General features: G+C 66.7%; 21 protein-coding genes and 1 pseudogene. All 22 read left to right on the plus strand.

Annotated features, from left to right (window positions below):
• The first annotated feature begins 2 nt into the window (after positions 1-2).
• The 22 genes and pseudogenes from QUE44_RS03615 to QUE44_RS03710 all read left to right on the plus strand — a co-directional run bounded on the left by QUE44_RS03615 (position 3) and on the right by QUE44_RS03710 (position 18735).
• Positions 3-1238 carry a type II secretion system F family protein gene (locus QUE44_RS03615; protein ID WP_286215913.1) on the plus strand — a complete coding sequence of 412 codons (1236 nt, stop codon included), beginning with the start codon at positions 3-5 and terminating at the stop codon, positions 1236-1238.
• Positions 1239-1343: 105 nt separating this feature from the next.
• Positions 1344-1799: a type II secretion system protein gene (locus QUE44_RS03620; RefSeq protein ID WP_286215914.1), complete on the plus strand. Its 456-nt coding sequence runs from the start codon at positions 1344-1346 to the stop codon at positions 1797-1799.
• Positions 1800-1912: 113 nt separating this feature from the next.
• Positions 1913-3733, plus strand: a complete 1821-nt coding sequence (locus tag QUE44_RS03625) for a type IV pilus modification PilV family protein (protein ID WP_286216656.1) — start codon at positions 1913-1915, stop codon at positions 3731-3733.
• Entirely contained in the window at positions 3726-4391 is a 666-nt protein-coding gene (locus tag QUE44_RS03630) for a PilW family protein (protein ID WP_286215915.1), read from the plus strand. Before QUE44_RS03625 ends, QUE44_RS03630 begins: the two co-directional genes overlap by 8 nt.
• Positions 4392-4400: 9 nt before the next feature.
• On the plus strand, positions 4401-5924 hold the full coding sequence (locus QUE44_RS03635; RefSeq protein WP_286215916.1) for a hypothetical protein: 1524 nt from the start codon (positions 4401-4403) through the stop codon (positions 5922-5924).
• Positions 5925-5978: 54 nt separating this feature from the next.
• Positions 5979-6137 (plus strand): annotated as a pseudogene (locus QUE44_RS14330) (prepilin peptidase); the annotation flags it as partial.
• A 24-nt stretch (positions 6138-6161) separates the two neighbouring features.
• Complete coding sequence (locus tag QUE44_RS14335) at positions 6162-6533, plus strand: prepilin peptidase (protein ID WP_433997192.1); 372 nt, start codon at positions 6162-6164, stop codon at positions 6531-6533.
• Between the two features lie 244 nt (positions 6534-6777).
• Positions 6778-7839 (plus strand): type IV pilus assembly protein PilM, encoded by a 1062-nt coding sequence (gene pilM, locus QUE44_RS03645; RefSeq protein ID WP_286215917.1) that lies wholly within the window; start codon positions 6778-6780, stop codon positions 7837-7839.
• A 133-nt stretch (positions 7840-7972) separates the two neighbouring features.
• The gene (locus QUE44_RS03650; RefSeq protein ID WP_286215918.1) at positions 7973-8629 is read left to right on the plus strand and encodes a hypothetical protein; all 657 of its coding nucleotides are present in this window, start codon (positions 7973-7975) and stop codon (positions 8627-8629) included.
• Positions 8629-9627, plus strand: a complete 999-nt coding sequence (locus QUE44_RS03655; RefSeq protein ID WP_286215919.1) for a hypothetical protein — start codon at positions 8629-8631, stop codon at positions 9625-9627. The genes QUE44_RS03650 and QUE44_RS03655 overlap by 1 nt, the downstream gene beginning before the upstream one ends.
• A gap of 5 nt (positions 9628-9632) precedes the next feature.
• The gene (gene aroC / locus QUE44_RS03660; RefSeq protein ID WP_286215920.1) at positions 9633-10817 is read left to right on the plus strand and encodes a chorismate synthase; all 1185 of its coding nucleotides are present in this window, start codon (positions 9633-9635) and stop codon (positions 10815-10817) included.
• 8 nt (positions 10818-10825) lie between these two features.
• Positions 10826-11239, plus strand: coding sequence for a shikimate kinase (locus QUE44_RS03665; protein ID WP_350226888.1), 414 nt, complete (start codon positions 10826-10828; stop codon positions 11237-11239).
• The gene (locus QUE44_RS13965; protein WP_350226889.1) at positions 11137-11358 is read left to right on the plus strand and encodes a shikimate kinase; all 222 of its coding nucleotides are present in this window, start codon (positions 11137-11139) and stop codon (positions 11356-11358) included. Before QUE44_RS03665 ends, QUE44_RS13965 begins: the two co-directional genes overlap by 103 nt.
• Before the next feature lie 40 nt (positions 11359-11398).
• A complete protein-coding gene (aroB, locus tag QUE44_RS03670; protein WP_286216659.1) occupies positions 11399-12490 on the plus strand; it encodes a 3-dehydroquinate synthase in 1092 nt (363 codons plus the stop codon).
• A 78-nt stretch (positions 12491-12568) separates the two neighbouring features.
• On the plus strand, positions 12569-12868 hold the full coding sequence (locus QUE44_RS03675; protein ID WP_286215921.1) for a type II toxin-antitoxin system RelE/ParE family toxin: 300 nt from the start codon (positions 12569-12571) through the stop codon (positions 12866-12868).
• A gap of 31 nt (positions 12869-12899) precedes the next feature.
• A complete protein-coding gene (locus tag QUE44_RS03680; RefSeq protein WP_286215923.1) occupies positions 12900-13964 on the plus strand; it encodes an ImmA/IrrE family metallo-endopeptidase in 1065 nt (354 codons plus the stop codon).
• A 122-nt stretch (positions 13965-14086) separates the two neighbouring features.
• Positions 14087-14527 (plus strand): type II 3-dehydroquinate dehydratase, encoded by a 441-nt coding sequence (aroQ, locus tag QUE44_RS03685; protein WP_286215924.1) that lies wholly within the window; start codon positions 14087-14089, stop codon positions 14525-14527.
• 45 nt (positions 14528-14572) lie between these two features.
• A complete protein-coding gene (gene efp, locus QUE44_RS03690; protein ID WP_286215925.1) occupies positions 14573-15136 on the plus strand; it encodes an elongation factor P in 564 nt (187 codons plus the stop codon).
• Positions 15136-15558, plus strand: coding sequence for a transcription antitermination factor NusB (gene nusB / locus QUE44_RS03695; RefSeq protein ID WP_286215926.1), 423 nt, complete (start codon positions 15136-15138; stop codon positions 15556-15558). Before efp ends, nusB begins: the two co-directional genes overlap by 1 nt.
• A 71-nt stretch (positions 15559-15629) precedes the next feature.
• Entirely contained in the window at positions 15630-17129 is a 1500-nt protein-coding gene (locus QUE44_RS03700) for an HNH endonuclease (RefSeq protein WP_286215927.1), read from the plus strand.
• A 123-nt stretch (positions 17130-17252) separates the two neighbouring features.
• Complete coding sequence (gene pyrR / locus QUE44_RS03705) at positions 17253-17807, plus strand: bifunctional pyr operon transcriptional regulator/uracil phosphoribosyltransferase PyrR (protein WP_286216661.1); 555 nt, start codon at positions 17253-17255, stop codon at positions 17805-17807.
• The gene (locus QUE44_RS03710; protein WP_286215928.1) at positions 17782-18735 is read left to right on the plus strand and encodes an aspartate carbamoyltransferase catalytic subunit; all 954 of its coding nucleotides are present in this window, start codon (positions 17782-17784) and stop codon (positions 18733-18735) included. Before pyrR ends, QUE44_RS03710 begins: the two co-directional genes overlap by 26 nt.
• The last annotated feature ends 6 nt before the right edge of the window (positions 18736-18741 follow it).

An 18741-nucleotide genomic window follows, 5' to 3' on the forward strand; every position in this document is an offset into this window, starting at 1 on the left:
TGATGGCAACCTCCACCGCCACCGTCAAGAAGTACAACTACGAGGTTCGTGACGCCCAGGGCAAGATCCAGAAGGGCACCATCGAGGCCCCGTCGGAAGCTGCCGTCGCCGGACGCCTCAAGGAGATGGGGCTGACCACGGTCGCCATCACCGAGGTCAAGACCGGCGGGCTGCAGTCCGAGATCAAGATCCCGGGCCTGACGGATCGGATCAAGCTCAAGGACATCGCAATCCTGTCGCGTCAGCTCGCGACCATGATCGCCGCGGGTCTGTCGCTCCTGCGCGCGCTGTCCATCCTCGCGGAGCAGACTGAAAACAAGGCGCTCGCCAAGATCGTTCACGAGGTCCGCGCGGATGTCGAGGCCGGCTCATCTTTCTCGCAGGCGCTCGGCAAGCATGACACATTCCCGCCGCTCATGGTCAACATGGTGCGCGCCGGCGAGGTCGGCGGCTTCCTAGACCAGGTCCTGCTGTCGGTCGCGCAGAATTTTGAATCCGAAGTGGCGCTCCGCGGCAAGGTGAAGTCCGCGATGACGTACCCGATCGTCGTGTTTGTCATCGCAATCCTTGCGGTGACCGGCATGTTGCTGTTCATCGTGCCCGTGTTCGCGACCATGTTCAGCGACCTGGGCGGCGAGCTGCCGTTCCTGACGCAGATCCTCGTGTGGATGTCCGACGCGCTCAAGGTGCTCATCATCCCCTTGGTCATCGCGATCTTCGTTGGCGCGTGGCTCTACAGGAAGAATCGCTATAAGGAGGGGTTCCGCGAGAAGGTCGAACCGTTCTACCTGAAGGTTCCGGTCTTCGGTGGTCTCACCCAAAAGATCGCGGTCGCGCGCTTCACACGCAACCTCGCGTCGATGCTTAGGTCGGGAGTGCCGATTCTCCAAGCGCTCGACATCGTCGGTGAGGCGAGCGGCAACATCGTGATCGAGCGCGCGGCCAAAGCGGTGCGTGAATCCGTGCGCACAGGTAACTCACTCGCGAAGCCGCTCGCGGAGCACCCGGTCTTCCCGCCCATGGTGGTCCAAATGATGGCGGTCGGCGAGGACACCGGAGCGCTCGACGACATGCTCGACAAGATCGCCGACTTCTATGACCAAGAGGTCGAGGCGACCACGGAGGCGCTCACCTCTCTCATCGAGCCCATCATGATCGCGGTGCTCGGCGGAATCGTCGGCTTTATGGTCATCGGTCTGTATATGCCCATCTTCGGGGTCTTCGACCTCGTCGCATAAGACTTCGCCGCGGCGCACCTGAGGGTGTGCTGCGGAGGAGGGGCCCGCAAGGGTCCTCATCAACACATAGAAACTGAAACTGATCAGGAGAAGACAATGACTGCGATGGCTCGCATTCGCAAGAGCATCGAGGAGAAGGACGACAAGGGTTTCACCCTTATCGAGCTCCTCGTCGTCATGATCATCATCGGCATCCTCGCCGCGATCGCAATCCCGCTGTTCCTCAACCAGCGCAAGAAGGCGGAGGACTCCGCCGCGAAGGCCGATGTCTCGACGCTCGGCAAGGAGATCGCAACCTGGTACGTGGACAACACGACCGCGCCGGTGGTCAACCAGTCGGCCGCCACCGGTGGCTTCTACGGCCTTGGCGCCACCGCTGCCGCAGCTACGGCGAATAAGATTGGCAATGCGTCGAAGAATGTTGCACTCGGCGCGGACGGCCTCGAGGGTGGCGGCACGTCCACCACCTGGTGCGTCGACGTGACCAACGCCTTGGGCGACAAGGCGGTTGTCGGCTACAAGTACTCGGCCGCTGGCGGCCTCGAAGAGGGTACTTGCTGATCTATTCCGATCAACGTTGGGTTCCTGTGGCTCGGTCGCTTGCCCGTCCACAGGAACCCAACCGGGTCGAGACCTTGCGGTACACGAATGTTGGGGAGACAGCGATGCGAGCGATGAGTCGGCACCGTGTCCTGGGTCAACGTGATGGCGGGTTCACGTTGGTCGAGGTGATCGTGGCGATGTTCGTGCTTGCCATCGTGATGCTCTCGATCGTCTTTGTGCAGGCCAAGGCCCTGACCACGAACGCCGAAAGCCAAGCTCGCCAGCAGGCCACGGCCGCTGCGAATCAGGCCATGGAGCAGCTCCGTGCAATGCCATGGAATTACCTGCGCAAGGGTCTCTACTCGGGTTTTGTCACCGCCGCTGGTGGTGACTCGTACGTATCGGGGAGCACACTCACCGTCACCGGCACGCCGTACACGTTGAAGATGGGCACCACCGCTACGGACCTTGCCAAGCCGTGGCCACCGCTGTTCGATGCCTCCGGCTCCAATAAGCAGACGCTTACGTCCGGTTCCGGCAATGGAACTTCGATCGAGTTGAGATCGTATACGACCACAGTCTCCGGCGCCGGAGCCACCGACGCGGTGGGCCTCATCGTGGTCGCCACGTGGACCAAGCCATCGGACGGTTCCACCCAACGCACGGTGCTGACCTCGACAGCGTATGCGCCCACTGGTTCGACGTGCGGGAGCACGGAGACCGCGCCCTTCCTCGCCGCGTGTCAGGCTTCGTTCGAGGCTACGGCATCCGCATCGCGCGTGGACGTCTCCGTTACTGCTAGCACCGATGACGGGCTTGGCGAGTCGCCGGTTCTCCCCGGTTCAAGCTACTACTCCATGCACATGTCGACTGCAGGTGCAGCGGCCCGTGTCTCCAGCCAGCAGGTGTCGAATGCCTCGGCTTTCGCCCCGTTCGGCGGTGTGGAATGGGATGATTCCGATCCGACAACGGAACCTGCCGCGCAGGGGTGGAGCAAGGGCTTCACGCAGTACAGTCTTCGCGCTTCGAATGACACGACCACGGGCGCCGCGCCCGCGAACCCCGTCGGCGTCTCGGGCGCCGGTGCGTCGAGCGTCGGTTCTATCGCAGGCGGAGTGTTCTCGTTGGCGGCGCGCTCGGACGAGAGCAGGTTGGCCTCCCTGGCGGCCACCACGACGCAGTCGTGCAGCACCGGTTTGGCTAGCGCGATCGCGGCCGGAGCGCCCTGCGCACACGCGGGCCTCAGCGCAAATGCGAGTGGCACCGGCCAGATGACGCTGAGCGTCTCTGGTGAGGAACTACTTCTCGCAGGAGTGAAGGCATCGCCCACCACGTCGGTTAATCACGCGTGGGCCGGGCGATTCCTGACCGTGGCGGGTAACGCGAGTGTTGGTTGCCAGACGTTGAGTGGGTCGGGTTGCGCGTCGGCGGGCGCGCAGCAGACCTTCGGCTCGGTGGTCATTGGCGATGTTCAGACAGGTACTGAGTGGGATGCGAACGCCGCGAACGGGCTCGTAGTGATCTCCGGCTACTCGGACGCGGTCAGCGTGCAGCGCGGCGTCGGGTTTGCGTCGACGGCTCCTGCCTTTAGCCGGTCCGCTTCGGTTACCTACTGGAACGGCACGGGCTACTCGTCTCCGGTCGCTATCACCGCGAGCAGCGCATTTACGGCAGACGTCCCGGCGGTGACGTGGACCACCGGCGCTGCGGTGATCACGGCGACCGCGCGGCTCCAGGTCACGGGGTCATCCGCATCAGTCAAGTCGTCGACGGCCTGCAAGGGTGTAGAGGGCTGCTCGGTCACTGCGACCAATGGCTATGTGAGCGTCGTCACTGAGTACCATGTCGCACCCGCCGGCGGTTCGACTTTCGCGCCGTGGCGGATCGCGGTCGCGACGACCATCAACGGTTCTCAGGCGGCGGCGTTGTTCAAGGAGGCCCCGAATGCGTGAACGCTTGCGGGTGGCGCGTGCAGACAAGGGTTTCACTCTCGTTGAGCTGCTGATCGCCATGACGATCTTTTCGATTCTCATGGCTCTGCTTACCGGTCTCATGATCCGCATGAGCGAACAGGCACAGGACAACCTTGGGCGGCAGCGGGCCGTAGAACAGGCGCGGCTAGGGCTCTCGCAGATTGATCGGCAGATCCGGTCGGGCAATCTCATCATGGATCCGGCGTCGGATACGACGGCTGGCGTCCCCGAGTACTATTCACTGCGCATTTATACCCAGGAGGGCGGGCTCGACAGTTGCGTGCAGTGGCGCGTGAACTTCGCTAGCAGCACGGCCCGTTTCGGTCAGCTTGAGTACCGCGAATGGGATCCGGCAGACGTTGCCACCGTCACTTCATGGACCCGAGTGGCGTCAAACGTCGAGCGGGCGATGGGTTCGGTGATTGATTCCGGCGATCCCACCACGTGGCCGCCCTTCTGGGTTGATACTCCCAACACTGGCACGTCTGACGCGAAGAATGTACGCATTACGTTGAGGATGGGGGATCCGCAGGCACGATCGGATGCGAAGTCCCAAGTGCTGACATCGGTAGTTACCGGTCGCAACACGATATTCGGTTACTCGTCAACGTTCTGCAGCGCGGTTCCGGCACCGTAGGAGGTAGAGATGGTCTCTCGAGCACGTTTCCACACGGATGAGGGCGTCGCCCTCGTCATGGCAATGGGTATCGCGTTGATCGCGATGGTGGTGGCGGGGGTGGTCGTCACTGCCACCATCGTTGCCGTGAATGACTCGGGTCGCGATCGTGTCCGCACCACGGAGATCCACACTGCCGAGGGCGCGGTCGACGCCACCATGGTGACCCTCCAGAGCAGCACGCCGTGCATGTCAACTACAACCGACGGCACTGGCGCTCAGGCAACGTCAACTGCCGTTGGTGTGGAGTACTGGGACGCGACTGGCGTGAAACTGACGTGCAATGCTGGCGTCCTGTCTGGTACACCCGCGACAGCCGTGATCACTGCCACTTCATCCGGCACTGCGCCGCAACAGGGTGTCGCCCCTGTCCGGAAGATGCAGGCAAAGGTGCTGCTTAATCCGGTGAAGTCCGTGGGAGCCAACGCAGCGATCTTCTCCGCGAATGGTTTCACTCCGAGCAACAAGTTGGAGATCACTCGGTCTGATCTCGGAGAGAGTGCCGATATTTGGGTCGACAACGGCAATTGGGATTGTGGCGCGGGTGGTACGGGCGCGAACCTGTATGGTTCTGTCTTCGTGGCAGCCGGGAGCCTCAATATTGGCAAGGGTTGCTCGATCGACGGTGATGTGCTGGTGAAGAAGGACTTCACGGTCGCGGGAAATGCCTCGGGCACCTCGATGACTGGGTCCGGGAACTTGGCGGTGGGCGGCGCGACGAGTATTGGCACGCCGTTCACCATCAAGGGAGCCGCGAAGCTGGCGGGTGCAACGCCGGCAAACCTCACGGCGCTCGGCGGTATCCAGCCTATGCTTGGGGCCGCTGCGGTGCCCTCGAGTTTCGCTCCCGTCGGCCTTCCCAAGATCTACTGGGACACGTCGAAGCCGAGCCCCAACAAGACCACGTGGACGTCCTCGCCGCAGAACTTCACCGTGAAGTCGACTTCGGACGCGCAAACCTTGTTCGGAACCAACCCCTGCGGCAAGAACATGGACGCCGGGTCGTCCGGTTCACCCGTGCAGTTTCCTGCCGGGAAGACGGTCTACGACCTCACGTCGTGCTCGAATGGTTGGCAGGTCCAGAAGTTCTACGCGAACCTCAACGGTGACGTGGCGATCATCATGCGCTCGATGAGCGTCAAGACCACGTTTCACGTGACAGCGTCCGGGGACTACAAGATCTGGCTCATCGTGCCGTACGAGTATGCGTCAACCACGACCCCCAATGACTGCAGCAAGGGCGGGATGGACTCCAACTCGACCGACTTCCTGGTGACGGCGCCAGCGTCGATCTTCGCGTACTCTCCGGGTGCTATCTCGCTCAACCCGCATGAGGGCACGCGCGGGCAGTGGTACGGGTGCAGCGTGAGCCCGAAGAACGCGTTCAGCCTTGAGTATTCATACGTCGGTATTCCCGGGTACGACCTTGCGGCTGGTATGAGCACCGTGACCGGCTACGACGTTTCGGTGGTTTACAAGCGCGAGGTGTCCTGAGTGGTGATCCTGGCCGCCGTCGCGCTGGGCCTGTTGTGCGGGTCCTTCGCGAATGTGCTCATTGCCCGCGTACCCTCAGGCGAAGGCTGGGTGCGGGGCTCCAGCCGATGTCCCACGTGTCGGCATGACATCGCGTGGTATGACAACATCCCGGTGCTCTCCTGGTTGGTGCTACGCCGACGGTGCCGACACTGCAAGGAGCCAATCTCCGCTCGTTACCCTCTTGTTGAGCTCACCGTGGGCGTCCTCTTCGGCCTCGTCGCCTGGCAGTTCGGTTCGGGTGCGGTCACGTGGTTGCTCGCGCTCAGCGCCCTCCTCACAGTGGCGTTGACCGCGATCGACCTGGAGCATCACCGCTTGCCCGACGCGCTTGTCTTCACCCTGGCCGGCGCGGCGGTGCTGTTGCTGGTCGCCGACGCCGCACTATCCGGAGCGTGGGCGTCACTGGGGCGAGCCGGACTCGGTGCGCTTGCGCTCGGGGGTTTCTACTTTGTGCTGTGGTTCGTGTACCCCAAGGGCCTCGGCTTCGGCGACGTCAAGTTGGCCGTGCCGATCGGTGCCATCCTGGGGTACCTCGGTTGGGGGCGCTCGCCGTGGGCGCGTTCCTAGGTCCGTTCGTCGGTGGCCTGCTCGCGATCGCCGCTGGCGTCAGGGCGGGCGGTGTGCGCGGCGTCAGGTTGGCCTATGGACCAGCAATCATCACGGCATTCTGGATCGCCGTCCTCTGGGGGCCAGCGATCTCGTCGTGGTATGTGGAGTGGGCCACGGGGTGGGCCGTGTAAGACGCGACGCAGTTTGAGTTGAGGGCGCGAGGCGCCGATACACAGGACATTCCCGGACCGAAGGGGGAGCAGTGGCAATCAAGAGAGTCGGGGTCGACATCGGCGGCACGCATGTGCGGGTCGCGGAGGTCGAGTTCTCCGGAAAGGGTGCGGCCGCCCGTGGCCGCGGGACGCTGACCGGGTACGCGGAAGTCCCGTTGCCGCGCGGGGCCGTCCAGGCCGGCGAGGTCGTGGACGTTTCCGGAGTGGGGAATGCGATCAGGCAAGCGGCACAGGACGCGGTGATCAGCGTCAAGGATGCCCACGTGGGGGTCGGCTCCGCCAACGTCGTGGTTCGCGAGATCGAGCTGCCAGCCCTTCCCATGCCCCAGTTGAAGTCCTCGCTCCCTTTCCACGTCCAGGAGACGCTGCCGATGTCGGTCGATGAGGTCCTCCTGGACTTCTACCCCACCGGCGAGAAGGAGCTTGAGAGCTCCAAGGTGGTGCGCGGCATCATGGTCGCGGCGCCCAAGTCGACCGTGACCCAGAACCTGCTCGCCGTCGAGGCCGCAGGCCTGCGGCCCAAGATGGTGGATCTCGCTGGTTTCGCGCTCCTCCGCAGTCAGTACACCGAAGACGTGATGGCCGGCGGCGTCGCTTTTGTCGACATCGGCGCACGCCTCACCACCGTGGTGATCACCAGCCACGGCGTGCCACGTCTTGTCCGAACGCTCCCTCAGGGCGGCCAGGATCTCACCGACGCAGTGGCCGGATCGCTCCAGATCAGCGCGGTCGAGGCGGAGGAGGTCAAGATTCAGATGGGCCTCGGTGGCCGCGCCGTCCCCGGGAGGGAAGCCGCAATCGATCCACTCGCACAGAGCGCCCGTGCCCTCGTAGAGGGAGTGCGCAACACGTTTGTGTACTTCGCATCGAGCAATCCCGGCGAGGCGCCTGCCCACGTCGTCATGACCGGTGGCGGCTCGTTGCTGAACGGACTAGGTCAGTACCTCGCATCGGCTACCAGGCTCCCCGTGCGCTACGGCAACGCCTTCGCACGCGTCGCACTGGGCAAGAAGGTGCGCCCTGAGGTTGTCCAGGGGCTCGAGGTGCGAGCGGCCGTGCCTATCGGTCTCGCTTTTGGGGAGGCATCATGAACCCGGGATCCGCACCGTCGAACGTGAGTTCGATCATGCCTGTTTCCTCGCCGGTCGGCGCGCCTCCGGCGCCCCAGGTCAACCTGCTTCCCCCGAGATCGCGGCGCGCCGCACGCAGGGGCGTGTCAAGGCAGTGATCGTCCTGGTATTCGGCATCTTCCTCGTTGTCGTGGCCGCCGCGTATTTCCTGGTGGTCGCGATTCGTAGTTCCGCAGAGGACGAGCTCCAGGCGGAGAACGACCGCCGGACCCAGCTCCAGACGGAGTTGGCGACCTACGGTTACATCAACACCCTCGCAGATACCTTCGACAACTCCGTGAAGGCGCGTGAGTGGGCCGGCTCGACGGATATCGACTGGGCCACGCATCTGACCGCGCTGCTGAGCAGTGCGCCGGACGGCATCACCTTCACTGACATGGCGATGGCGCAGGGTACTCCGGCAGGCGTGATCGCCACCGATGGGACCGCCTTTGCGCAGCCCGACATGGGCTCGATCGTATTCACCGGTCGCGCGAGCACCCCAGACCTGACTGCGGCGCTCATCGAGGCCTTCGACGCATTGCCAGGCTTCAGCGACACCTGGGTCGAGGCCAAGCAACTGCAGGGCAACAACGAGAACGGTGCGGTGTTCTGGCAGTACTCGGGTGCGACGCGGATCACGTTCAGTGCGCTGTCGGGCCGTACGGTCACCGAGCAGACCACGGTGCCCGAGGAGTTGCTTGCCGAGATCGAGGCATCTGAGGCGGTCCCATCCGCATCGCCTGCGCCCACCGGAGAGGGAGCCAACTGATGAAGACTCAGCAGAGGACTGGCGCCTGGGTGTTCGCGGCGATCGTGCTGGCGATCGTCGTGGGCGCGCTTGCGTACTTGACGCTCATCAGCCCCGAACTCGACAAGGCGACTGCCGCCTCCGAGGAGGCGCAGATCGCTCGCGATGCGAACGATCTGACCGAGATTCAGATTCAGCAGATGAAGGCGCTTGAGCAGGAGGTGCCTGACTGGCGTGAGCAAATCGCCAAGATCTCGCTCGACATGCCTCCACGAGTCGCGCAGCCTTCCTTGGAACGGCTCGTCGCCGACAGTCTCGCAACTGCGGGTCTCCCGCTCGTCGATTTCACCACCGGAAGGCCCGAGGCCATCGATCCGCTCGCCGCCGCAGGAACCGAGCCTCCAACCATCGCGGAGCCAGCAACCACGGACGGCACGGCCGCGACACCAAGCCCGTCCCCTTCGCCTTCAGCCACCGCCGCGGCGGACGCCGATGAGACGAGTACCGACGGCACCACGGGCGGAGCTGCGGGTGACACCGGGGCGACGCCGGTGGTAGAGGCGCCGTTTGATGGCCTGCTCGCCATGCCTGTCTCGATCACGACGGAAGGTGATCCGGTCAGGGTCCTCAACTTCATCAAGTCGATGGAGACGCAACTGACCCGCTTCTACACCGTGACCGGATTCACCATCGCCAAGGCAGCGCCGGCGGAGGAGTCGCCCGGTCGGCCCGCGCTGACCGAGGACCAGTGGACGGTGACCATCACTGGCATGGTGTTCTCCTCCTCGATGACACCCGGTCCTTTGTGGCGGACGACGACACCGACCTTCCGGAGTACGTGCCGGGTTCGCCGGTGGACAACGCGTTCAGGCCCCTTCCTGGTACCGAGGAGTCCGCGGCGAACTGACGATCGGCACCTGGCCAACCACCAGCACGCTCGCTCGATGGGCGCCGGCCGCAAGGTCGGCGCCCATCGACGTCTCACCATCCGGACTTGCCATCCACCCGTGGAAGAATGACAGCCATGCTCAGATGGCTCACCGCAGGAGAATCGCACGGCCCCGCGCTGGTCGGCACGCTCGAGGGTCTGCCCTCCGGCGTCGAGATCACCAGCCAGGAGATCCAGGACGCGCTGGCCCGCCGCCGACTGGGCGCCGGGCGCGGCGCCCGCATGAAGTTTGAGCAGGACCAGGTCACCATCCTGGGCGGCGTGCGCCACGGGTTGAGCCAGGGCGGCCCCGTCGCGGTCATGGTCGGGAACACCGAGTGGCCCAAGTGGGAGACCGTGATGTCGGCCGACCCGATCGACGAGTCGGAGCTCGCCGGCGCCCGCGGCGCCGCTCTCACGCGCCCGCGCCCCGGTCATGCCGACCTGGTGGGCATGACCAAGTACCGCTTCGACGATGCGCGGCCCGTGCTCGAGCGCGCGAGCGCACGCGAGACGGCCGCGCGGGTTGCGCTGGGCCAGGTCGCCGAGAACTTCCTCGCGCAGGCGGCCGGCGTCGCCCTGGTGTCGCACACGGTCCAGGTGGGCCCCGTCGCCGTTCCGGACGATGCGCCGTTGCCGCCCGCGCACGCCACGCCCCAGCTCGACGCGGACCCGATTCGTTGCTTCCACGCCGAGACCTCGGCCGCGATGCTCGCCGAGATCGACGACTGCCAGAAGGCCGGCGACACGCTCGGCGGCGTGGTCGAGGTGGTCGCCTACGGCCTTCCCGTGGGCCTGGGCAGCCACGTTCACTGGGACCGCCGGCTCGACGCGCGCCTCGCGGCCGCGCTCATGGGCATTCAGGCCATCAAGGGTGTCGAGGTCGGCGACGGCTTCCGTACCGCCGCTCGCCGCGGTTCGCAGGCCCATGACGAGATCGAGTACGGCGCTGACGGCGTCCAGCGCCGCACCAACCGTGCCGGAGGCGTCGAGGGCGGCATGACCAACGGTGCGCCGCTCCGCGTGCGCGCCGCCATGAAGCCCATCAGCACGGTGCCGCGTGCTCTCGACACCATCGACACAGCCACGGGCGAGGCAGCCAAGGCCATCCACCAGCGCTCCGACGTGTGCGCGGTGGCCCCGGCCGCGGTGGTCGCCCAGGCCATGGTCGCGCTGACGCTCGCCGACGCGCTGCTGGAGAAGTTCGGCGGCGACTCGGTCGACGAGGTTCGCCGCAACATCGAGTCCTACGTCGCTTCCATCCCGGAGCACCTGCGCTGATGTCGGGCGTGGGCAACGGGCCCAGGGCGGTGCTGATCGGCCCGCCAGGCTCGGGGAAGTCGACCGTGGCCAAGGCACTCGCCACGCTGTGGGACGTCGAACGCCGGGACACCGACGCCGATATCGAGGCGACGGCCGGCAAGGAGATCGCGGAGATCTTCGTCGACGACGGCGAGCAGGCGTTCCGTGCGCTCGAACGGACCGCGGTCGCGACCGCGGTGGCTGAGCACGTGGGCGTGCTGTCGCTGGGCGGCGGCGCGGTCCTCGCGCCGGAGACGCAGGCACTGCTCGAGGCGTACGGCGCGCGCGGGGAGCGGTCGTGTTCCTCGACGTCTCGCTCAGTGCCGCCGCGCCGCGCGTGGGCCTCAACAACGCGCGCCCGTTGCTGGTGGGCAACCCTCGCCGTCAGTGGCTCGACCTGATGGAGGCGCGTCGACCCATCTACGAGCGCCTCGCCACCGTCACGGTGCTCACCGACAAGCTCACCCCGAACCAGGCCGCCCGCGAGATCGTCCAGGCGATCGACGCCACTGCCGGCTGAACGGAGAAGCCATGCCCGACCACCGCACGACGACCCCCGCATCGTCCACGTCGCGACGGCTGCACCGTACGACGTCACCATCGGCGAGAACCTGCTCCAGGACGTCGCCGACTCGGTGCCGGAGGCCGCGATGCGGGTCCTGGTGGTGACCGCCGCGCCGCTGCGCCGCCACGTCGACAACCTCAAGGCGCTTCTCGACGCGCGTGGGCTCACCGTGGTCATCGCGGAGGTGCCCGACGCGGAGGAGGGCAAGTCAGCCGAGGTGCTCGCGTTCTGCTGGGGTGTCCTGGGCAAGTCCGACTTCACGCGCAGCGACGTGGTCATCGGGTTCGGCGGGGGAGCGGTGACCGACCTCGCCGGGTTCGTCGCCGCGACTTGGTTGCGTGGGGTCGGCGTGATTCAGGTTCCCACCACGCTTCTCGCGATGGTGGACGCGGCCGTCGGAGGCAAGACGGGCATCAACACGGCCGAGGGCAAGAACCTGGTCGGCGCCTTTCACGAGCCGCTCAGCGTGTGGTGTGACGTGCGCGCCCTCGACACGCTTCCGCAGCACGACCTGGTGGCGGGGCTGGCCGAGGTGGTCAAGTGCGGGTTCATCCGCGACGCAGAGATCCTGACGATTGTCGAGGACAACCTCACGCTGCTGCGCGGCGAGAGTCGCGACGGGAACCTGGACGATGCGACGCGTGCGGTGCTGATCGAGCTGATCACCCGCGCGATCCAGGTGAAGGCGGACGTGGTCGCCGCGGACCTCAAGGAGTCCTACCTGCGCGAGATCCTCAACTACGGCCACACCTTCGCGCACGCGATCGAATACACGGAGCGGTACCAGTGGCGTCACGGCGCGGCGGTGTCGGTGGGCATGGTGTTCGTCGCGGAGCTCGCGCACCTGGCGGGCAAGCTCACCGAGGAGGAGGTGGACCGCCACCGCGCGATCCTCTCCGGCCTGGGGTTGCCAACTACCTACCCCGGGCACCGCTGGGACGCCCTGCTCACCGCGATGCGCCGGGACAAGAAGACGCGCGGCGACCTGCTGCGCTTTGTGATTCTCAACGGGCTCCAGAACCCCGTGCGCTTCGAGGGGCCAGACCCTGCGATCCTGCAGGGTGCGTACGCTGCCGTGTCGGCATGAGGCCGCCCCGCATTGTCCCGCGACACGCCTCTATCCACGACACTGGTCGTGGTGTTACGATTTGGGTAACATCTAGTCATGCACCTCGAGTACGCGACCCGCGACCTTGAGCGGCAGTGCACCGACGAGCGCTACATGAAGCGCACGCTCGACGCCCATGTCGCGAAGGCGCTCATGTTGCGTATCGCCGAATTGAGGTACGCCACCGAGCCGGCGGATCTCCTGGTCGGCACCGGTCGCTGGGAACAGCTCAGCGGCGATAGATCCGGGCAGTGGTCCGCGAGACTCAGTGCCAACTGGCGCCTCATCGTCGAGCCGTGCCCGGACAACGTGCTCACGGTGCTGGTGGTCGAGATCGTCGACTATCACCGTCGTTGACCAGATGCTGCCGAGTCGAAAGGAGGACACCGTGTCCGCCGAGCCCACCTACATCGTCACCACTGGCGACTTCATATCCGAGTGGATGGAAGGTGAGGGCATCAACGCCGCCGAACTGGCGCGCCGCCTGGGAGTGACACGCAAGCATGTGAGCGAGTTGCTCAGCGGCAAGGCGCCGTTGTCGCACCCGCTTTCCCTCGCGCTCGAGCGTGTCACGGGCGTGCCCGCGCGCATCTGGAATCAGTATGAGAGCGGCTATCGCAGCGACCTCGCTCGTGGCGAGGAGACGGAAAGACTCGCCGCGCAGTACGAACAAGCAAAGCAGTTCCCGCTTAGCTATCTGCGCAAGTGGGGGTACATCAAGGCACCCGCCCGAAACCACGCGGATTCCGTGCGCGAGTTGCTCGGGATCCTGGGCGTCGCGACCCTTGACGCCTTCGACGACACCTGGCGACAGGGAAGCGTGGCGTATCGGCGGTCGGCGGTGGGGCGTGATCACGCACCTGCGCTGGCGACCTGGCTCGCCCTCGCCGAGCGCCACCACGATGGACTCGACGGCATGCCTCCGTTTGACCGGCGTGGCCTCGAGCTCCTTCTGCCGTCGCTACGGGCGCTCACTGCCGCGGAGCCGGTCGCCGCCATCGATGAGGCGAGGGCTCGGCTCCTTGAGGTCGGCGTGGTCCTTTGCTTCGTGCCAGCCGTGCCGGGCCTCGGCATTCACGGCGCGACACGATGGCTCAATGGGCGCCCCATCGTCCAGCTCTCCCTGTTGTGGAAACGCGATGATCAGATGTGGTTCACGCTGTTCCATGAGATCGGTCACGTACTCCTCCACGGCGACAAGGAGTTGTATGTCAACGGGGATGCGACTCAGGCAGAGGACGAGGCGAACGCCTTCGCATCTGATCTGCTGATCCCGCCCGATGTTGTTGACCGGCTTCCACGGACGCGCGATACGGGAGCGGTACTGGCACTCGCCGACGCGTTGGGGGTGGCGCCGAGCATCGTTCTCGGCCGCGCGCAACGCGAGTCCAAGGACTACGCATGGGGTCACGAGCTACACACGAAGCTAGAGTTCGCTCTCGCCCACGCGTAGACGAGATGCGTAGCCGGTGAACTCTCCGGAGAATCCGGAAAGCTCACAGCATGTCTGAACCACCGCATCGTCCCTTCGCGCGCCCAACCCAACCGGGGCATCGTCCCCGCTACGCTGGCCGCATGAACGTCCTGGTGGTCAACGGTCCCAACCTGCGCAGGCTCGGCACGCGCGAGCCCGAGAAGTACGGCAGCACCACCCACGAGGAGCTCACCGTGTTGGTCACGCAGTGGGGCGCGGACCTGGGTCTCGACGTCGAGGTGCGCCAGTCGGACGACGAGGCGGACCTGGTCCACTGGATGCACGAGAGCGTCGACGCCGGCACCCACGTCGTGATCAACCCGGCGGCGTTCACGCACTACTCGTACGCGCTGCGGGACGCGGCCGCGCTGGTGACCGCGGAGGGCCTCAACCTGATCGAGGTGCACCTCACCAACCCGCACGCCCGCGAGGCCTTCCGTCACACCAGCGTCATCAGCGGTATCGCGACGGGAACCATCGCGGGGCTGGGGATCGACTCGTACCGCCTGGCTCTCGAGGCCGTCGCGCGGCGCGTCGGCTAGAATCGTCTGCGGACTTCATCCCAGACATTCTTAAAGGACACCCCTGTGGCGACTTCGAACGACATCAAGAACGGCTCCGTGCTCAACCTCGACGGCAACCTCTGGACCGTCATCGAGTTCCAGCACGTCAAGCCCGGCAAGGGCGGGGCGTTCGTGCGCACCAAGCTCAAGAACGTGATGACCGGCAAGGTGGTCGACAAGACGTTCAACGCAGGTGCCAAGGTCGAGTTTGAGACGGTCGACCGCCGCGACATGCAGTACCTGTACTTCGACGGCACGTCCTACATCTTCATGGACCCCCAGTCCTTCGAGCAGATCCCCGTGTCCGAGGCCGTCATGGGCAACGCGACCGACTACCTGCTCGAGAACGAGTCCGCCGTGATCGGCTCGAACAACGGCAACCCGATCTTCCTCGAGTTGCCCGCCTCCGTCGTGCTTGAGGTCACGTACACCGAGCCCGGTCTGCAGGGCGACCGCTCGTCGGGTGGCACCAAGCCCGCGACGCTCCAGACCGGCAAGGAGATCCAGGTCCCGCTGTTCCTCGAGGTGGGCACCAAGGTCAAGGTCAACACGGCGTCCGGGGACTACCTCGGTCGCGTCAACGACTAGTGGCGGCCCGGACCAAGGCTCGCAAGCGCGCCCTCGACGTCCTGTTCGAGGCGGACCAGCGCGGCGACAACGTGCTGTCGGTGCTTCAGACGCGGCTGGTCGACTCGGGCCGCGAGACGCCGCTGCCGCTGTACGCCGAGCAGATCGTGCGCGGAGTGGTGCAGTGGTGGCCCGAGCTCAACGCGATCATCCAGGACGCCTCGCCCGAGTGGCAGCTCACGCGGATGCCCGCGGTGGACCGTGCGCTGCTGCGGATCGGGGCGTGGGAGATCCTGTGCAACGACGAGATCTCCCTGGGTACAGCGATTGACGAGGCCGTGAAGCTTGCCGCGGATCTCTCGACGGACGACTCTCCGGCCTTCATCAACGGAGTCCTGGGGACCATCGCGCGCGAGGCGCCGGCGCTGAAGGCTGCGAAGTAGTTCTCCACAGTTTCGTGGCGTTTGTCCGGATTGCCGGGTTCGCTGTCAGACCCCGGTGATGGACTGGGGTCATGGCGTTCTCCATGGTCTCCGATGCTCTCGCCGGGCTGCGCGCCCGTGCGGAGGGAGTCGGCGCGCTCACCGAGCGGGAGGTGCTCGCGCTCAAGCGCGAGGCCGTCGGGGTGAGGCGCGACATCGACGTGGTGCTCGCGCTGATCTCCGCGGACCTCGACCGTCGGTCGCAGGCCGGGGCGAGCGGGATGGCGCGGCGGGCCGGTTTCCGGTCCGTCGACCAGCTCATCGCGAGCGAGACCGGTGGCACCGTGGCGGAGGCCGAGCGGCTGCGCACCATGGGGCACCTCATTGCCGGGTCTCCCGGCGGCGCGGGTGGGTCTGCCGGGGCCGGTGGGCCTGCCGGATCCGGGGCGGGGGACGATGCTCGGGGCAGGTTGGGGGACGATGCCGGGCCTGGGAGGGGTGCCGGGCCTGGGAGAGGCGCGGTGTCGCCCCTGCCGCTGCTCGCGGCCGCGGCGAGCGCGGGGCGGCTGAGCCCGGATGCGTGCGCGCTGCTGCGCGAGGCGCTCATGCTGCACCCCGAGGCACGTGAGCGGGTGGGGCTCGTCGTGGACGATTCCGTGCGGACGACCCCGCTGGGGCGCCGGCCACTTGAGGCGGTGGAGAAGACCGCGATCGCCAAGGCGGAGGGGCAGCCACTGCGGACCGTGCGGTCCCTCGCGCACGCCCTCACCGCGGATCTCACCGCGTCCGTGACGGCCGAGGAACGCTACGAGGAGCTCCACGAGCGCCGCTTCGCACGCTTCCGCGAGGAGCGCGACGGCATGGTGAGCCTCACCGCTCTCCTGGATCCCATGACCGCCGCGCCGCTCAAGGCGGCGGTCGAGGGGTACGTGAAGAAGGCGTTCCGCGCGCGGCGCGACCAGGAGTCCCAGGACGCGCGGACGGGAGACCAGCTGCGCGCGGACGGACTGGGCTGGCTGGGGCGACACGCCACGGGCTGCGACGCGACCCACGACGGCGTCAAGACCACGGTCTCGATCCGCATGAGCCTTGCCGACCTCCGGGCGGGCGAGGGGTACGGCGACGTCGACGGCATCACGGTCCGCGTGCCGGTCGGGGTGCTGCGCAGGCATGCGGCCGATGCGCAGGTGGTCCCTACGGTGTTCGGCATGGGCTCCGAGGTGCTCGACCACGGCCGCGCGAAGCGACTCTTCACCGCGGCTCAGCGGCGCGCGATCGCCGAGCGGGATCGCGGCTGCGCCTGGTGCGGGGCCCCGCCGAGTCACTGCGACGTGCACCACATCGTCCCGTGGGAGCGCGGGGGAGAGACGAACGTCCGCGACGGCATCATGCTGTGCGTCGGCTGCCATCACTGGATCCACCATGACGGTTGGGCCATCAGGATGCGCCAGGGGAGCCCGGAGTTCATCCCGCCGCGATCCGTGGACCCGGAAAGGCGACCACGGCCGGGCTTCCGGGCACTCACCACGGTGACCGACCGGGACGTGGGCGGCGGATCCGGTGGCGAGGAGCGAGCCGGCCCGTCGGGGTAGCTGGGGCGGCGGGTGGCAGGTCGCGGCGCCACGGGTCGGGTAGGCTTGCCGTCACAACCCAGACATCCTTTAAGGACCGTCCTGCGAGGCGGGGAAGGAGGTCGCCAGGTGACTGGCACCATCATGGGCGAGGCGGATATCGCCCGAGCCCTCACGCGCATCGCCCACGAGATCGTGGAGCGCAACGACGGCGCAGCATCGATCGTCCTGCTGGGGATTCCCACGCGTGGACTGCCGCTGGCGCATCGGCTGGCCGCGCGCATCGCGCAGGTCGAGCCCGGCTTCGAGGCCGAGCACCGCTGCGGAGCGCTCGACATCACCATGTACAGGGACGACCTGTTCAAGAACCCCACGCGAGCGATCGGCGTGACGTCAGTCCCCGCAGCCGGCATCGACGATGCCGTGGTGGTCCTGGTCGACGACGTCTTCCACACCGGGCGCACCATCCGGGCCGCACTCGACGCGATCCGCGACCTTGGCCGGCCCGCCGCCGTGCAGCTCGCGACCCTGGTCGACCGCGGACACCGCGAGCTTCCCATTCGCGCCGACTACGTGGGCAAGAACATCCCGACCGCCCGCTCGGAGCGCGTGGACGTGCGCCTCGAGGAGATCGACGGCGAGGACGCCGTGATCTTGCGGAAGGGGAGTGAGCATGCGTCACCTCCTGAGCACGCGTGACCTCTCTCGCGAGGACGCGATCACGCTTCTCGACACCGCCGGACAGATGGCCGCCACCCAGGAGCGCGAGGTGCGCAAGCTCCCCACGCTGCGCGGCAAGACCGTCGTCAACCTCTTCTTCGAGGACTCGACCCGGACGCGCATCTCGTTCGAGGCGGCCGCCAAGCGACTGAGCGCGGACGTCATCAACTTCTCCGCCAAGGGCAGCTCCGTGAGCAAGGGAGAGTCGCTCAAGGACACCGCCCTCACGCTTCAGGCCATGGGCGCCGACGCCGTGGTGGTCCGCCACTGGGCCTCCGGCGCGGCGTATCAGCTCGCGCACGGCGGCTGGCTCCACGGCAGCGTCCTCAACGCGGGGGACGGCACCCACCAGCACCCCACGCAAGCGCTGCTCGACGCCTTCACGATGCGCCGCCACCTGGTGAGCGACCCCACGGGGGCGGACCTCGCTGGCCTCACCGTCGCGATCGTGGGCGACGTCCTGCACAGCCGCGTCGCGCGCTCGAACGTCTACCTGCTTCACACCCTGGGTGCGCGCGTGGTGCTGGTCGCGCCGCCCACCCTGGTTCCCGTGGGCATCGAGCCGTGGCCGTGCACCCTGGTGCACACGCTCGACGAGGCACTCGAGACGCACGAGATCGACGCCCTCATGATGCTGCGCGTCCAGCGCGAGCGCATGACGGGAGGCGGGTTCTTCCCGAGCCCCGGCGAGTACACGCGCCTCTACGGTCTCGACGCCGACCGCATGTCGCGACTACCCGACCACGGCATCGTCATGCACCCCGGTCCCATGAACAGGGGCCTCGAAATCTCGGCCGAGGCCGCCGACTCGTCACGCTCCGTGATCGTCGAGCAGGTCGCGAACGGCGTTGCCGTGCGCATGGCCGCCCTGTATCTGCTGCTAGCCGGAGAGGAGGGCGCCTCGTGAGTCGCC

This window comes from Demequina sediminis, from assembly GCF_030296675.1.
GTDB lineage: Bacteria > Actinomycetota > Actinomycetes > Actinomycetales > Demequinaceae > Demequina > Demequina sediminis.

Coding starts and splice junctions, on each gene's coding strand:
- QUE44_RS03615 (WP_286215913.1), top strand. CDS start 3: ATGGCAACCTCCACCGCCACCGTCAAGAAGTACAACTACGAGGTTCGT.
- QUE44_RS03620 (WP_286215914.1), top strand. CDS start 1,344: ATGGCTCGCATTCGCAAGAGCATCGAGGAGAAGGACGACAAGGGTTTC.
- QUE44_RS03625 (WP_286216656.1), top strand. CDS start 1,913: ATGAGTCGGCACCGTGTCCTGGGTCAACGTGATGGCGGGTTCACGTTG.
- QUE44_RS03630 (WP_286215915.1), top strand. CDS start 3,726: ATGCGTGAACGCTTGCGGGTGGCGCGTGCAGACAAGGGTTTCACTCTC.
- QUE44_RS03635 (WP_286215916.1), top strand. CDS start 4,401: ATGGTCTCTCGAGCACGTTTCCACACGGATGAGGGCGTCGCCCTCGTC.
- QUE44_RS03655 (WP_286215919.1), top strand. CDS start 8,629: ATGAAGACTCAGCAGAGGACTGGCGCCTGGGTGTTCGCGGCGATCGTG.
- aroC (WP_286215920.1), top strand. CDS start 9,633: ATGCTCAGATGGCTCACCGCAGGAGAATCGCACGGCCCCGCGCTGGTC.
- QUE44_RS03675 (WP_286215921.1), top strand. CDS start 12,569: ATGCACCTCGAGTACGCGACCCGCGACCTTGAGCGGCAGTGCACCGAC.
- aroQ (WP_286215924.1), top strand. CDS start 14,087: ATGAACGTCCTGGTGGTCAACGGTCCCAACCTGCGCAGGCTCGGCACG.
- QUE44_RS03700 (WP_286215927.1), top strand. CDS start 15,630: ATGGCGTTCTCCATGGTCTCCGATGCTCTCGCCGGGCTGCGCGCCCGT.
- pyrR (WP_286216661.1), top strand. CDS start 17,253: ATGGGCGAGGCGGATATCGCCCGAGCCCTCACGCGCATCGCCCACGAG.
- QUE44_RS03710 (WP_286215928.1), top strand. CDS start 17,782: ATGCGTCACCTCCTGAGCACGCGTGACCTCTCTCGCGAGGACGCGATC.